This is a genomic window from Streptomyces sp. TS71-3, from assembly GCF_018327685.1.
Classification (GTDB): Bacteria; Actinomycetota; Actinomycetes; order Streptomycetales; family Streptomycetaceae; genus Streptomyces.
Genome location: NZ_BNEL01000001.1, coordinates 5,171,094 through 5,186,244, shown reverse-complemented (window position 1 = coordinate 5,186,244; position 15,151 = coordinate 5,171,094). Strand labels below are relative to the sequence as shown.

13 protein-coding genes are annotated in these 15,151 nt (G+C 73.3%); 3 read left to right on the top strand and 10 right to left on the bottom strand.

All coding sequences use genetic code 11. The features are described 5' to 3' along the window. Nucleotides 1–243: 243 nt before the first annotated feature. Both Sm713_RS21085 and Sm713_RS21080 read left to right on the top strand, forming a co-directional pair. Nucleotides 244–1,173: a 5'-3' exonuclease gene (locus Sm713_RS21085; RefSeq protein ID WP_212911123.1), complete on the top strand. Its 930-nt coding sequence runs from the start codon at nucleotides 244–246 to the stop codon at nucleotides 1,171–1,173. A gap of 154 nt (nucleotides 1,174–1,327) precedes the next feature. Beyond that, nucleotides 1,328–2,170 carry a siderophore-interacting protein gene (locus Sm713_RS21080; protein WP_212911122.1) on the top strand — a complete coding sequence of 281 codons (843 nt, stop codon included), beginning with the start codon at nucleotides 1,328–1,330 and terminating at the stop codon, nucleotides 2,168–2,170. A gap of 201 nt (nucleotides 2,171–2,371) precedes the next feature. On the opposite strand, the gene Sm713_RS21075 is transcribed toward Sm713_RS21080, so the two are convergent. Next, nucleotides 2,372–3,439 (bottom strand): CehA/McbA family metallohydrolase, encoded by a 1,068-nt coding sequence (locus Sm713_RS21075; protein ID WP_212911121.1) that lies wholly within the window; start codon nucleotides 3,437–3,439, stop codon nucleotides 2,372–2,374. Nucleotides 3,440–3,586: 147 nt separating this feature from the next. Here Sm713_RS21075 and Sm713_RS21070 point away from each other — a divergent pair, with 147 nt between their 5' ends. Next, complete coding sequence (locus tag Sm713_RS21070) at nucleotides 3,587–4,519, top strand: RluA family pseudouridine synthase (protein WP_212911120.1); 933 nt, start codon at nucleotides 3,587–3,589, stop codon at nucleotides 4,517–4,519. Between the two features lie 25 nt (nucleotides 4,520–4,544). On the opposite strand, the gene Sm713_RS21065 is transcribed toward Sm713_RS21070, so the two are convergent. From Sm713_RS21065 to tatA, 9 genes are all read right to left on the bottom strand, one after another. Then, nucleotides 4,545–6,071: a cytochrome P450 gene (locus Sm713_RS21065; protein ID WP_212911119.1), complete on the bottom strand. Its 1,527-nt coding sequence runs from the start codon at nucleotides 6,069–6,071 to the stop codon at nucleotides 4,545–4,547. Between the two features lie 118 nt (nucleotides 6,072–6,189). Beyond that, nucleotides 6,190–6,801 (bottom strand): ATP/GTP-binding protein, encoded by a 612-nt coding sequence (locus Sm713_RS21060; protein ID WP_212911118.1) that lies wholly within the window; start codon nucleotides 6,799–6,801, stop codon nucleotides 6,190–6,192. Continuing rightward, complete coding sequence (locus tag Sm713_RS21055) at nucleotides 6,782–7,159, bottom strand: DUF742 domain-containing protein (protein ID WP_212911117.1); 378 nt, start codon at nucleotides 7,157–7,159, stop codon at nucleotides 6,782–6,784. The genes Sm713_RS21060 and Sm713_RS21055 overlap by 20 nt, the downstream gene beginning before the upstream one ends. Beyond that, on the bottom strand, nucleotides 7,156–7,563 hold the full coding sequence (locus Sm713_RS21050; RefSeq protein WP_212911116.1) for a roadblock/LC7 domain-containing protein: 408 nt from the start codon (nucleotides 7,561–7,563) through the stop codon (nucleotides 7,156–7,158). Before Sm713_RS21050 ends, Sm713_RS21055 begins: the two co-directional genes overlap by 4 nt. Beyond that, complete coding sequence (locus Sm713_RS21045) at nucleotides 7,560–9,401, bottom strand: ATP-binding protein (protein WP_212911115.1); 1,842 nt, start codon at nucleotides 9,399–9,401, stop codon at nucleotides 7,560–7,562. Before Sm713_RS21045 ends, Sm713_RS21050 begins: the two co-directional genes overlap by 4 nt. A gap of 476 nt (nucleotides 9,402–9,877) precedes the next feature. Continuing rightward, entirely contained in the window at nucleotides 9,878–12,691 is a 2,814-nt protein-coding gene (locus Sm713_RS21040) for an RNA helicase (protein ID WP_212911114.1), read from the bottom strand. A 142-nt stretch (nucleotides 12,692–12,833) separates the two neighbouring features. After that, entirely contained in the window at nucleotides 12,834–13,724 is an 891-nt protein-coding gene (locus Sm713_RS21035; RefSeq protein WP_212911113.1) for a diacylglycerol kinase, read from the bottom strand. A 68-nt stretch (nucleotides 13,725–13,792) separates the two neighbouring features. After that, on the bottom strand, nucleotides 13,793–14,743 hold the full coding sequence (gene tatC / locus Sm713_RS21030; RefSeq protein WP_212911112.1) for a twin-arginine translocase subunit TatC: 951 nt from the start codon (nucleotides 14,741–14,743) through the stop codon (nucleotides 13,793–13,795). A 53-nt stretch (nucleotides 14,744–14,796) separates the two neighbouring features. Then, nucleotides 14,797–15,075: a Sec-independent protein translocase subunit TatA gene (gene tatA / locus Sm713_RS21025; protein ID WP_212911111.1), complete on the bottom strand. Its 279-nt coding sequence runs from the start codon at nucleotides 15,073–15,075 to the stop codon at nucleotides 14,797–14,799. Between the last annotated feature and the right edge of the window lie 76 nt (nucleotides 15,076–15,151).

Sequence of the window (15,151 nt, the reverse complement as noted above, 5' to 3'; positions counted from 1 at the left end):
CCCGGCGGTCGTCGAGCCGCACCAGGGCTGCCGCCGGTTCGTCGGCCGGAACGGATCGTGATCGTCGTCGCGGATGACGGCGCACTGGTCACGGCGTTGCTCCCGCGGTCCTCGCACTGGACCGACGACGACGCCATACGGCGTGCCTGCTGACCACAGGACGGCCACACCAACGCCCTCGGGATATCCGGGGGCGTTCGTCGTTCTCGCACGTCCAGCGGGCAGCAGTGCGATCCTGACCGCATGACCACCAGATCTGGAAATTTCCTTTTGCTAGACACCCCATCCCTGTACTTCCGGGCCTACTTCGGGGTTCCGGACTCCGTCCGCGCCCCGGACGGCACCCCGGTGAACGCGGTGCGCGGCCTGCTGGAGTTCATCGACCGCCTGGTGCGCGACCACGGCCCGGACTCGCTGGTCGCCTGCATGGACGCCGACTGGCGGCCCGCGTGGCGCGTGGAACTGATCCCCTCGTACAAGGCCCACCGGGTGGCCGAGGAGGTCCCGGGCGGGCCCGACGAGGAAGAGGTGCCGGACACCCTCTCGCCGCAGGTTCCCGTGATCGAGGAGGTGCTCGACGCCCTGGGCATCGCCCGCGTCGGCGTCGAGGGCTACGAGGCGGACGACGTCATCGGCACCTTCACCGCGCACGCCACCGGCCCGGTGGACATCGTCACGGGCGACCGGGACCTGTTCCAGCTCGTCGACGACGCCCGGGGCGTGCGGGTGCTCTACCCGCTCAAGGGCGTGGGTTCGCTGCAGGTCACGGACGAGTCGCTGCTGCGCGAGAAGTACGGCGTGGGCGGCGCGGGCTATGCCGACCTGGCCCTGCTGCGCGGCGACCCCAGCGACGGCCTGCCCGGGGTGCCCGGCATCGGCGAGAAGACGGCCGCGAAGCTCCTGGCCGAGTTCGGCGACCTCGCGGGCATCGTCGCCGCGGTGGCCGATCCACGCGCCCGGCTCACCCCCACGCAGCGCAAGCGGCTCACGGAGGCCGCGCCGTACCTGGAGGTGGCCCCGAAGGTGGTCAGGGTCGCCTCCGACGTCCCGCTGCCCGCCGTGGACACCACCGTGCCGCGAGCCCCGCGCGATCCGGCCGCCCTGGACGAGCTGGCGACCCGATGGGGCCTCGGCGGGTCCCTCAGGCGCCTGCTGGTCACCCTCGGGGAGTGAGGTGGGCGGTGGAGTCCGGGCATAGTGAAGGGGGACTCGAAGGGTGAGGCGAGGGGCCCGGGAGGCCCCTGAAGCGCGATATCCCGGCGCGGATCGGGCACCCGGATGCTAACTTAGGTAAGCCTAAGCATTCTTGATCTACCGGGAGGCCGAAATGGCAGATCGTCCTGCGGGCAACCAACGTCGGGTCCGCCACGCGCAGGTCGTGCGCACCGAGCGGATGACCCCGCACATGCAGCGCGTGGTGCTCGGCGGACCGGGCCTCGCCGCATTCCCCGTGGGCGAGTGCACCGATCACTACGTGAAGCTGCTGTTCGCCCCCGCCGGCGCGGCCTATCCGGAGCCCTTCGACCTGGAGCGGATCCGCGAGGAGCTGCCGCGCGAGCAGTGGCCGGTCAGCCGGGCGTACACGGTGCGCTCCTGGGACGAGGCGGCCGGCGAGGCGACCATCGACTTCGTGATCCACGGCGACGAGGGCGTGGCGGGCCCCTGGGCGGTGAACGCCCGCCCCGGCGAGACCGTGCACTTCCTCGGCCCCGGTGGTGGCTACGCCCCGGATCCGGCAGCCGACTGGCACCTGCTGGCGGGCGACGAGAGCGCGCTGCCCGCCATCGCCGCAGCCCTGGAGGCACTGCCGGAGGGCGCCCGCGTCCACGCCTTCATCGAGGTGGACGGGCCCGGCGAGGAGCAGAAGATCGCGACCGACGCGGACGTGGTCTGGCTGCACCGCGGCGAGCGGCCGGTGGGAGAGGCACTCATGGCGGCCGTCCGGGCCCTCGACTTCCCGGCGGGCCGGCCGCACGCGTTCGTGCACGGCGAGGCCGGCTGGGTGAAGGAGCTCCGCCGCCACCTCCGCCTGGAGCGTCAGGTGGCGAAGGAGCACCTGTCCGTCTCCGGTTACTGGCGCCTCGGCCACGACGACGAGAGCTGGCGCGCCTCCAAGCGGGAGTGGCGGGAGCAGGTCGAGGCGGAGCAGGAGACACCGGCCGCCTCCTGAGGGCCGGTGGCGGGCCGACCGATCCGGACCTCGGTGCACGGCGGCCAACCAGGGAAGCCGGGCCTGGGCGGGGCGCCGGGGGCGGCCGGGAACGCCGGGGCCGGGCACAAGCCCGAGGCATGCGGGCCGGGCTCGGAGCATCGGGGCCGGGCCACCGGCTCGCCGCTGGGCACCCACCGGAAGCACGCCTCGGTCGGCGCGTCAGCTCAGCAGGACCGGGTTGCCGAGTGCCGCCATCCGGCCGTCGGGCCCGCGGACCTCGACACGGACGAACGCCGAGTCGGCCGCGCTCGTGCGCCACTCCACGCTGCCGGACCCCGCGGCGGGCAGCGCCGCACGGTGGACGAGTCCCGCTTCGGTGTGGATGCCCACCACCCCGGAGGGCACGCCCTGCACGCCGACCCGCACCACGGCCGGCCTCCCATCCGTGACCACCCGCTCCCCCACCCCGGCGCCGCGCCCGCCGGCCGAGACCGTGACCGCCAGCTCGACCGCGCGCGAGGCGGCGAGCCAGCCGCGGCCGGCCCGGACGGCGGCGAGGATCGCGCCGGTACTCAGCTCGTCGGCCGGCACGACGGTGTGCGGCGTCCCGAGCTGCCCCTCCAGGTGGGCGTCGCTGTCGCCGATCGCCGGCCGCCACCGGCCCCGCCGGACGTCCCGGGCCAGAGCGCGCCCCCACTCCGCGAGAGCCGCCTCGTTGTCCGCCTGCCAGGGCACCTCGGAGTCCCACGCCCCGTTCCACACCTCGACCGCGTCGAAGCCCTCGTACGGGTACGTGAAGGTGCCCGAGGGGTAGGGCGCGTGGGGGTGGGCGGCCACGCAGAGCCCACCGGCCCGGTGCACCTCGTCCAGGTGCCGCACGAGGGGATGCCGCCCGGTCACCGCGCCCGTCCCCCGCGACCGGGAGCCCCCGAGGCGGCCGTCGCCGTCGCGCCCGCCGACCGTCTGCCCCGGCGGGAGTCCCAGCGCGAGCCAGTGGCCGGACGGGGTGACGACCTCCTGCCCCAGGATCACCAGCAGGTCATCGCCCGCGTGCGGGCCCCAGGCGCCGTGCGTGACGGTCGTGTTGTGCTCGGTCACGGCGAGGAAGTCGAGGCCCACCGCGCGCGCCGCGGCGGCGAGCTGCCCGGGCGTCAGCTCACCACCGCTGGAGACGGCGGAGTGGACATGGAAGTCACCGCGGTACCAGCCACGCCCGCGACCGGCCGCCCGTACCGGCGGGTACTCCTGCACGGGCACCTGGGCCTCCGGTCGATCGGCTGTCGGCATCGCGGCAGCCTAGTCCCAGTGCGCCGCCAGAGCCCGGCGGGCCACGGTGACCGTCGCGGCCAGCAGCTGGACGTTCGCCGCGCCGCCCCCGCGCCGGTCGAACGTCCGGTCCGGTGGCCCCCGGCCGCCGCCGTACGCTTGGCCGTGATGAGACGCAAGCGGCCGGCCCTGCCGGCACCCCTCCCCCAGCGCGACGGCATCGATCCCGTGCGGGTCAGGCTGCCGGCCGCCGGGGCGTGGGGCACCGTCCGGGACCACCTCGTGGAGCGGCTGGCGCCCGGTGCCGAGGTGATCGACACGATGCTGCGCGAGGGTGCGTTCGTGGACGGCGCGGGGCGGACCGTGGCGCCCGACGCCCCTTACGTGCCGGGCGGGACGGTGTGGTTCCACCGGGAGCGCGCGCCCGAGACGCCGGTGCCGTTCCCCCTTCGCGTGGTGTACCGGGACGAGCACATCGTCGTCGTCGACAAGCCGCACTTCCTGGCCACCACCCCGCGCGGCGGGCATGTCACGGAGACCGCGCTCGCCCGGCTGCGCAGGGAGCTGGGGGCGACCACCCTCAGCGCCGCCCACCGCCTGGACCGGCTCACCGCCGGCCTGGTGCTGTTCACCGTGCGGCCGGAGGAACGCGGCGCGTACCAGACGCTGTTCCGCGACCGCCTGGTCCACAAGGTGTACGAGGCCGTCGCCCGCCACGACCCCGGGCTCGCCCTGCCCCGTACCGTGCGCAGCCGGATCGAGAAGGACCGCGGGGTGCTGGCCGCGCGTGAGGTACCGGGCGAGCCCAACGCCGTCAGCCGTGTGGAGCTGTTGGAGCACCGGGCGTCTCTCGCTCGGTACCGGCTGCTGCCCAGCACCGGGCGTACCCACCAGCTGCGGGTGCACATGAACGCGCTCGGCGTGCCGATCCTCGGCGACCCGCTCTACCCGGTGGTGACGGGGCCGGTGCCGGACGACGACTTCAGCAGCCCGCTGCAACTCGTGGCCAGGGCTCTGGAGTTCACCGATCCGGTGACGGGACTCGCCCACCGGTTCACCAGCGGGCGCGAGCTGGCCGCGTGGCCGGCTCCGGGGGCGTGACCGCGCCCGCACCCCGCCCGATCGGTCAGTCGCCGCGCCACCACAGCACCAGCCGCCGCCAGAGCCCCACGGGCGCCACCGGCCCCGGCGCGGGACCTGCGGGCCCGGGCAGCGGTCCCGTGTCGTCCTGCGCAGGGAGCGGGCCCGCCGTGCCGGAACGCGCACTCGCCGGCGGGGCGGATCGCGGGGCGGGCGAGGACACCTGCCAGTCGGGGTCCCGCGGCCGCGGCACCACAGGTACGGCGCTGGGGCGGAGCATGACGTCCTGCGGGGGCTTGGGGGCGAACCGCACCGGCAGCGCGACCAGGTGCCGGGACGAGATCGACGACGTCCAGCGCAGCTCCTCTTCGGGCACCGCCAGCCGCACGTCCGGCAGGCGGGTCAGCAGCGCGTCGATGCCGGTGTCGGCGATGGCGCGGCCGATGTCCTGGCCGGGGCACTCGTGCGGGCCGCCGCTGAACGCCAGGTGGGAGCGGTTGCCCTGCATGTCGGCGCCGGGCTCCGGGCGGACCACCGGATCGGCGTTGCCGGGCGCGATGCCGAGCATCAGCCCGTCGCCGGCCTTGATCTGCCGGCCGCCCAGTTCGGTGTCCTGCTTGGCGACGTACGTCAGGATCGCGCTGAATGGAGGCTCGTCCCAGAGGGACTGCTCCACGGCCTCCGGCACGGTCATCTGGCCGCCGCCCAGCCGGGCGCGGAAGCGCGGGTCGGTCATCACGACCCGCAGCACGTTGGCGATCAGGTTGGCCGTGGCCTCGTAGGAGGCGATGAGGACCAGCCGCAGGTGCTGGGCGACCTCCTCGTCGGTGAGCCCCGACTCGTGGGTGAGCAGCGCGCCCGTGAAGTCGTTCCCGGGCTCCGCGCGCCGCCGCGCGACCAGCCGGTACAGCGCCGCCATCACGTACTCGTTGCTGGCGATGGCGGTCTCGGTGCCCTTGATCATGTCGCGGGCGGCCTGCACCATGCGCTCGTCGTACTCCTCGGGCATGCCGAGGATCTGGCACATCACCATCATCGGCAGGTGCTCGGCGAACTGGCCCACCAGGTCGGCGGTGCCCGTCTCGCAGAAGTCGTTGACGAGCCGCTGGCTGTAGCGGTTGATGTAGCGGCGCACGCCGCGGTGGTCGATCCTCGCCATGGCGCTCGTGACGGCGCCGCGCAGCCGCCGGTGCTCGTCGCCCTCGGCGAACGCGCAGATCGGCTGCCAGGTGAACACGGGCGCGAGCGGGTGGCCGGGACCGGCGGTGCCGTCCTGGACGGCCCGCCACTGCCGGGTGTCGCGGGTGAAGTGCGAGGGGGTGCGCACCATGTGCAGGTTCTCGGTGTGGCCGAGGACCGCCCAGACCGGTAAGCCGTCGTGGAGCAGGACCGGCGCGACCTGGCCGTGCTCCGTGCGCAGTTTCTCGTAGAGGCCGGCCAGGTCGTGCTGGGCCTCGGGGCCGTCCAGGCGGTGGAGGCCGCCGGGTCCGGTGCCGCCCGCGGCGTGCACCGGGCAGCCCGGCGCGGACGGGGACGGTCCGCCCGGTGCGGGGCGGGGGGAGGAGTCGGTCACGGTTCAGGCTCCGGAGGGGAAGGGCCGGGTGTGCGGGGCGGTTGCCGCGGGGCGGCCCGGCGGCCGTGCCGTCGCTGCCGGCGCCGGCACGTCGGGCGCCCCGTCACCTGGCGTGTGGTCAGGGGGTGAGGGAGAGGGAGTGCAGGAACCGCATCAGCGTCATCAGCGTGTCCCGGCTGGAGGCGCGGATCCGCGCGTCGCAGGACACGATCGGCACGTCCGGTGGCAGGTCGAGGGCGGCGCGCAGCTCCTCGACGGGGTAACGGGGCGCGTCGGGGAACTCGTTGACGGCGACCACGAAGGGCACCCCGCGGTCCTCCAGGCGCCCGATGACGTCGAAACTCACCTCCAGGCGGCGGGTGTCGACGAGCACGACGGCGCCGAGGGCGCCCTCGAACAGGCCGTTCCACAGGAACCAGAAGCGTTCCTGTCCCGGGGTGCCGAAGAGGTACAGGACGAGCTGGTCGGTGATGCTGATCCGGCCGAAGTCCATGGCGACCGTGGTGGCCGTCTTGGCCGCGGACCCCGGGTTGTCGTCGATGCCGATGCCGGCCCTGGTCATGGTCTCCTCGGTGGTCAGCGGGCGGATCTCGCTGACCGAGCCGACCATGGTCGTCTTGCCGACACCGAAGCCGCCCACGATCACGATCTTCACGGCGGCCGTGGCCGTGTCGGGCAGCACGTCCTCACTGCGGGGGCCCGAGAGCGTGTCAGAGCTTTTGAAGTCCATGCATCACCGCTTCGAGAAGGGAACGGTCCGGGAGCGCGGAGCGGACGATCGGCGCACGCGCCAGCACCAGTTCGGCCGCGAGCAGCTCGGTCAGCAGCACGGTGACCACGCTGAACGGCAGACTGAGGTAGGCCGAGATCTCGGCCACGGAGAGGGGATTCGCGCACAGCCGTAACACGGCGGCGTGCTCGGGCCCCGCGGTGGCCGGCGCCTCGGCGCGCGTCACGATCAGGGTGACCAGGTCGAGCGGGGCGCGCTCGCCGCCGTCCGGTCCGCCGGTGAGCACGTACAGCCGCTCGGGGTTGCCCTCCAGGCCTGCTTCCGGCTGGCGTCGCCGGCGCCTCGGAGGAGTAGTCATCCGGCCTGCCCGTCGTGCCTCGGCGGGCTGGTGAGGTGGGCGCCGATCCGGACGACGAGGTCCCGCATGCGGTTGCTGATGAGTCCGGCCTCGACGGTCTCGTCGGCGAGCACCGCGAGGTAGGCCCCGGTGCCGGCGGCCATCAGGTAGAAGAAGCCGCCGCTGATCTCGATGAGGACCATGCGCATCCGGCCGTCGTGGTCGGGGAACTCGGTGCCCACGGCTGCCGCGAGGCTCTGGAGCCCGGCGCAGGCGGCGGCGATCCGGTCGGCGGCGTCGGGCTCGCCGCCGAAGCGGGCGATGCGCAGGCCGTCGGCGGACAGGACCACGACCTGGCGGACTCCGGGGACACCGTCGGCCAGTTCCTTGAGCATCCAGTCGAAGTTGGCGCGCTGCTGGATCACTTGGGGTCCCCTTCGTCCACCACGTCATCGGAGTCTGTGCGAGCCGGCGGTCTTCCCGAGCCGCCGGCGGGGCGGGCGGCGACCGCCGAGGATCCGGCCCCCGGGCCGGATCGGGTCCATGAGCCCGAGCCGTCCGCCGGAGGGGGTTCGGCCCCCGGGGCGGCGCCGGGCAGCGGGGCGGCCTCGGGCAGCCGGCCGGCATCGGCGGCCGCGCGCGGCTCGCCGGCCTGATCGGTGCCGGCGCCCCGGTCGCCGCCGTGCACGCCCTCCATGAAGGCCTCGACCCAGAGGCCGGGCTCGGGTCCGGGGTCCGGCGCGTTCTGCCGCGGTCCCCCGGGGGCCATCCGCTCGGTCACGGAGGCGGCGGACGCGGAGGCGGACTCGGCCGCCTGCCGCGCGGCCTCCTCGGCGCGGGCCTCCGCGATGCGCTGGCTGAGGGGGGTCTTGACCCGGCTGCGGCGCTGGGGCAGTCCCATGGCGGTCCACTCGGTGACCACCGGGGCCTCGTCCTCCGCGGGGGCGCTGGCGGCGCGCTGCGGGGCGGGCGGCTCGGCGGTGCGCTGCGGCGGAAGCACGGGCGAGGGCACGGGGCCGGTGGGGCGGCGCTTCTTGGTGGCGACGGCGGTGACCAGCGTGCCGTCCTCGTCGATCCTGGGCACCGCGGAGGCCCCGATGCCGTGCGCCAGGCCCGGCGCGGGGCCGGTGGTGAGCATGTCGTGCGGGGCGACCAGCACGGCGCGCACGCCCCCGTAGGCGGACTGCCGCAGCGACACGCGCAGGTCGTACATCCGCGAGAGCCGGCCCACGACGGCCAGGCCGAGCCTGGGCGTCTCGCCGAGGTCCTGGATCTCGCTGCCGGCCTCGGGCGCGGACAGGATCCGCTCGGCGCGGGCGCGGGCCTCCTCGCTCAGGCTGACCCCGCCGTCCTCGATCTCGATGGCGATCCCGGACTGCACCTCGACGGCGGTGACGTGCACCTTGGTCTGCGGCGGCGAGTAGCGGGTGGCGTTGTCGAGGAGTTCCGCGCAGGCGTGGATGAGGGGTTCGACGGCGGAGCCCTTGACCGCGACCTTGACGATCGAGTGGAGTTCGATGCGCTGGTACTCCAGGATCCGGGACATGGCGCCGCGCAGCACGCTGAACAGCGGTACGGGCCTCGGCCACTGGCGGCCGGGCCTGGCCCCGCCGAGCACGGCGATGCTGTCGGCGAGGCGGCCGATGAGCGCGGTGCCGTGGTCGATGCGGAGCAGGTCGTCGAAGACCTCGGGGCTGCGGCCGTAGTCCTCCTCCATGCCGCGCAGCTCCGCGGCCTGCTGGTGGACGATGGCCTGCACGCGCCGGGCGATGTTGACGAAGGCGCGCTGGCTGATCTCACGGCGCGCCTCCTCCTCGTCCACGGTCTCCAGCACGGAGCGGAGCAGCAGGCGCTGCGGGCGGGGGAGGTCGCGGTGGGCGGGGTCCTCGTCGACGACGGCGCGGATCACCTCGTCGGGCGACTCGCCCTGCTTGAGGCGGAACACCGCGTCGGGGATGAGCCGGCTGCTCAGCCGGACGGTCTCCTCGTCGTGGCCGGCGAGGCGGCGCTCCAGGAACTCCAGCCGCTCGGTGAAGTGCTCGCGCACCTGGCGGGTGTGGTGACCGCGGCGGACGGCCTCGGCGGCGACGGCCAGCACCAGGACGGTGCACAGTGCCCCGATCAGGCCCACGGCGAGCCTGGCGGGCGGTGCGACGGCGGCGACGGCGCCCGCGGCGGCGGCCGCCATCAGGAGCGCGGGCGGTAAGAGGATGCGGGCGGGGCGGCTACCGCGGCCGCCGGGAGGTGATTCTTCACTCACCATGTATGCCTTCTGGACGATCACTCGGGGAACGGTGTCTCAGCGGTGTGACAGCGGGCATGGGAAACGCTTTTCCGAGCAGGGGGAACCATGGGGACAAAGCGCGCGAAAACCCTCAACTCGCTGCACTGCGTGGGAGTTTAGTCCGACAGGAACATCGCCCGTGTCATATTCCAAGAGCCTCTGACAGAGTGGTGCCGGCGGCGTAGACTCGAGCCCATTTGCACGCGGAGTAAGCAGTGCAAACGGTGAGTGATCGCTTCCGCTCAGCCGACCGGCGGGCTCGGGTTCCGGTCGCCGCGGCCGGTGCCCCTCACTGTCCGCGGGGTCGGCGGATGCCGCCTCCGCGGTGGGCAGATGTCACCTGCGAGGTCGCCGGCCACCACCCGCGGGTTCGACGGCTCTCACCCGCCGGGTCCACCGACGCCTCCGGCCGGGTCGCCCGGTGCCTCCGCCTCCGGCCGTTCGGGGATGCCTCCTCAGCCCACCGACGAGTACGCCACCACGCCCCGCAGCAGCCCCTCCACGGCCTTGCGGGCGTTCTTCGGCACCGTCGAGGATCCGTCGACCGGTGCGGCGGCCGAGATCTGGCCGAGGACGTCGATGACCTGCTTGCACCACCGGACGAAGTCGCCCGCGGGCATCTCCGCCTCGCGCAGCACCTCGTCGAGTCCCTTGCCGGAGGCCCACATGTAAGCGGCCCAGGCGAACCCGAGGTCGGGCTCACGCTGGCCGACACCCTCCGCCTGGCTGATCCGGAAGTCCTCCTCCAGGGCGTCGAGGCGGCCCCAGATGCGGACCATCTCGCTGAGCGACGCCTTCGCTCGGCCGGACGGCAGCTTGGGCGCGAGCGCGTCGTCGCCGATCCGGGACTCGTAGACCAGCGCCGAGACGCAGGCGGCCAGTTCGGGCGGGGCGAGGCCCTCCCAGACGCCTTCCCGCAGGCATTCGCTGGCGAGCAGGTCCAGCTCGCCGTAGAGCCGGGCGAGGCGCTTGCCGTGCTCGGTGACCTCGTTGCCGCGGAGGTAGTCCAGCTCGGTGAGGAGGGAGACGATCCGGTCGAAGGTGCGGGCGATGGTGTTGGTGCGGCCCTCGATGCGGCGCTCCAGCTGGTGGGTGTCGCGCATCAGCCGGTGGTAGCGCTCGGCCCAGCGGGCGTGGTTCTCGCGGTCGCTGCAGCCGTGGCAGGGGTGGGCGCGCAACTCGGCGCGGAGCCGGGCGATCTCGCGGTCGTCCGCGGCGGCGGCGCGCTGCTTGCGGTGCCGCTCGGGGACGATGTGGCCGGCCTTGGTGCGCAGCGCCGAGGCCAGGTCCCGGCGGGACTGCGGGCTGCGCGGGTTGAACGACTTGGGGATGCGCATCCGCTCCAGCGGTTCCACCGGCACCGGGAAGTCCATCGCCGCCAGCCGCTTGACCTGCCGCTCCACGGTGAGCACCAGGGGCCGGGGGCCGTCCTGCTGGTCGAAGCCGCGGTGTCCGCCCGCGCGGCCGGCGGGCATCCCGGGGTCGAGCACCAGGGCGAGGCCGGCGAACTTGCCGGTGGGGACGTGGATGACGTCGCCGGGGCGCAGCTTCTCCAGGGCGGCGGCGGCCGCGGCGCGCCGCTGGGCCGCCCCCTGCTTGGCCAGCTCCGTCTCACGGTCCTTCAGATCCCGGCGGAGCCGGGCGTACTCGTCGAAGTCGCCGAGGTGGCAGGTCATCGACTCCTTGTAGCCCGCGAGGCCCTCCTCGTTCCGCTGCACCTGGCGGGAGATGCCCACCACCGACTTGTCGGCCTGGAACTGCGCGAACGACGTCTCCAGCAGCTCCCGGGAGCGGTGCCGGCCGAACTGCTCGACGAGGTTGACGGCCATGTTGTACGACGGCTTGAAGCTGGAGCGCAGCGGATAGGTGCGGGTGCCGGCGAGGCCCGCGAGGTGCTCGGGGCTCATGGCGCGCTGCCAGAGCACCACGGCGTGGCCCTCGACATCGATGCCGCGCCGCCCGGCGCGGCCGGTGAGCTGGGTGTACTCGCCGGGGGTGATGTCGGCGTGCTGCTCGCCGTTCCACTTGACGAGCTTCTCCAGGACCACGGAGCGTGCGGGCATGTTGATGCCCAGGGCCAGGGTCTCGGTGGCGAAGACGGCCTTGACCAGGCCCCGCACGAACAGTTCCTCGACGACCTCCTTGAAGGTGGGGAGCATGCCCGCGTGGTGCGCGGCGATTCCGCGCTCCAGGCCTTCCAGCCATTCGTAGTAGCCGAGGACGTGCAGGTCCTCGGGGGGAATGGAGTCGGTGCGCTGCTCGACGATCTCGCGGACGCGCTCGCGCGCCTCCTCGTCGTTGAGCCGAAGGCCCGCGAAGAGGCACTGCTGGACGGCGGACTCGCAGCCGGCGCGGCTGAAGATGAAGGTGATGGCGGGCAGCAGGCCCTCGGCGTCGAGCCGCTCGATGACTTCCGGGCGGCTCGGGGTCCAGATCCGGGAGCGCTGGCGGCGCTCCCGCTCGCGGTCGGCCTCGCGCAGGCTCCTGCCGCGTCTGCGGCCGGGCCCGTACGCCGGTCGGGTGGCGTCGTTCCTGGCGAGGCGGGTGAGGTCGGGGTTGACGGCCTTCTTGCTGCCCTCGCCCTCCTCGAAGAGGTCGTACATCCTGCGGCCGGCCAGCACGTGCTGGAACAGCGGCACGGGGCGGTGCTCGGAGACGATCACCTCGGTGTCGCCGCGGACGGTGTCGAGCCAGTCCCCGAACTCCTCGGCGTTGGAGACCGTGGCCGACAGGGAGACCAGGGTGACCGACTCAGGAAGGTGGATGATCACTTCCTCCCAGACGGCGCCGCGGAAGCGGTCCGAGAGGTAGTGCACCTCGTCCATGACGACGTATCCGAGGCCGCGGAGGGTCTCCGAGCCGGCGTAGAGCATGTTCCTGAGCACCTCGGTGGTCATCACGACCACGGGGGCGCCGGGATTGACACTGTTGTCGCCGGTGAGCAGGCCCACCTGGTCGGGGCCGTAGCGCTTGGCGAGGTCGGAGTACTTCTGGTTGGAGAGCGCCTTGATGGGCGTGGTGTAGAAGCACTTCTTCCCCTGCCGGAGGGCGAGGTGCACCGCGAATTCCCCGACGATGGTCTTGCCGGAGCCGGTGGGTGCCGCCACCAGCACGCCCTTGCCGGCCTCCAGGGCCTGACACGCCTCGGTCTGGAAGGGGTCCAGGTCGAAGTCGTACATCCCGCGGAAGGTGCCGAGCGCTGTGGCTTGCTCGGCGGCACGCTTACGGGCTACCGCGTACCGCTCGGCCGGTGAGAGGTCCTCAGTCATCGTACTTTCGAGCCTACCCGCCCCCTGTGACAGAGCACGATCTTTATGGGGATCGGCGAATCGTTCCTGGTCAGCGCGGTACGTTCCCGGACCGGCGGGCGGGGCCCGCGGGGCGAGGGGGCGCACGGGCACGCGGACGGTGTCAGCGGACCAGCACGCGGACGGCCGCGGGCACGCACTCGACGGTCAGCGGCAGCGGGCCGAGCGGCTCCCCGTCGGCGTATCCGGTGGTGGCGGGTGCGGCCAGTTCCACCTTCGCGGCGCGGTGCACGGTGACCTTGGGGTGGTGCACGTGGCTGCCGGTGTAGACCCGCGGAAACACCTTGAGGAGGGTGGCGCGGCCGCAGTCGCCGACGACGGTGACGTCGAGGAGCCCGTCGCCGGGGTCGGCCGCGGGGCAGATCTTCATGCCTCCCCCGTACGAGGGACCGTTGCCGACGGCCACCAGGGTCGCCTCGGTGTGCAGGGGGGTGCCGTCGTCGAGGGTGATGCGGTACGGCACGGGGCGGAAGGCGGCGAGTTCGGCGAGCATGGCCAGGTCGTACTTGAGGCGGCCGGCGGGCCAGCGCATCCGGTTGCCGCGGTCGTTGACGCGGGAGTCGAAGCCGGAGGCGAGGACGGTGCCGAACCAGCGTCCGGCGGCCCGGCCGAGGTCCACGTCGCGCATGTGGGAGCCCTTGAGCGCGTCGGCGGCGAGCCGCCCGCCCGCCGCAGGGTCCCGCACGGGAAGGCCGAGGCAGCGGGCGAAGTCGTTGCCGGTGCCGACGGCGACCACGCCGAGCGGGGTGCCAGTGCCCGCGACGGCCTGAAGGGCGAGGCCGACCATGCCGTCGCCGCCGACCGCGATGAGCGCCCCCGTGCCGTCCCGGACGGCGTCGCGGGCCCTGTGCAGGGCGTCCTCGGGGTCGCGGCCGAGGATGGTGCGCACCGAGAAGCCGGCCGCGCGCAGAGCGGAAGCGGCCGGCTGCGCTGCGTGAGCGCCCCGGCCGCGGCCCGCGGCCGGGTTGACGAAAAGGCTGATGTCGCTGGTCACTGCGGGCCCCCCGGGCGGCGTACTGCGCCAGGACCCTACAAGGTGACCGGCCGGCGGTGGGTGGCCGGTCAGGTCACGTCGTCATAACCGTTGATCCGGTCCTGGTCGCCGGAGGCCTGCTCGGGCAGGGCGCGGCTGGCGGAGACGGGCTCCGCGTCGTCGACGGAGTCGGGGGTGAGGTCGAGGTCGGACGCCTCGTCGTCGCCGGGTCCGGCCTCTTCGAGGCGCGCCTTGCGGCGGTCGTTGAGGATCGAGAAGACGGTGGCGGCGAAGTACAGCACCCAGATCGGGCCGGCCAGCGCCAGCATCGTGAGGGGGTCGGTGCTGGGCGTGGCGACGGCGGCGAAGACGGTGATCCCCATGATCATCGCCCGCCACCAGCCGAGCATCCGCCGGCCGGTGAGCACGCCGGTGAGGTTGAGCATCACCAGCAGCAGCGGCAGCTCGAAGGAGAGGCCGAAGATCACCACCATGCGGGTGATCAGGTCGATCAGCTCGTCGAGCGGGAGGAGGTTGTCCAGGCCGCCGGGCGAGAAGCCGAGCAGCACCGTCGCCATCGTCGGCAGCGTCTTGTAGGCGAAGAACGCCCCGCCGAGGAAGAGCGGAACGCCGGTGCCGACGAAGGCGCGGGCGTACTTCTTCTCGTGCCTGTGGAGGCCGGGGGCGACGAAGGCCCAGAGCTGGTAGAGCCAGACGGGGGAGCCCACGATGACGCCGACCATCAGGGAGACCTTGAGCGCCAGGGTGAACGGCGTCAGCAGGCCGTTCAGGACGATGCGGGCGCAGGTGCCGCTCTCCTTGTGGGCCAGGTCGTCAAAGCTGGAGTGGCACCCCACGGCGTCCAGGATCGGGTTCGTGAAGAACTCGACGATGTCCTTGTAGAAGAAGGCGGCGACGATCGTGACCAGAATGATCGCCAGGACGGCCTTGGCGAGCCTGTTGCGCAGCTCGCGCAGATGATCCGAGAGCGGCATCCGGCCCTCGGGATCCCTCTCCTGCTTGCGGGCAGACCTGAGCAACCCACGTCCTCATCTCGTGCGGCGGTCCGCGACTGCCGACCGCTCCGGCGTCGTCAGCGCTGCGTGGTGTCCGTCGGCTCGGAGACCGGACGGGAACTGCTGACGTCGCCCGGGGCGGCCTGGATCGTGCGCTGCGAGGGGTCGGAGGCCGGCGGGTCGGCGGGGGCGGTCTGGGACGACCCTTCCGACTTCATCGCCTTGGCCTCGCTCTTGAGGATCCGCGCGGACTTGCCGAGGGAACGGGCCATGTCCGGAAGCTTCTTCGCACCGAACAGCAGGACGATGACGACGAGGATGAGAATGATCTCGGGGGCGCCGAGCCTTCCGAACATGGTCTCTACCTTCTCACCGAGGCGGCGTGGGACGGGAATGCGGCCCGATCGGCCGGTTTGCGTACCGACCGCCGTG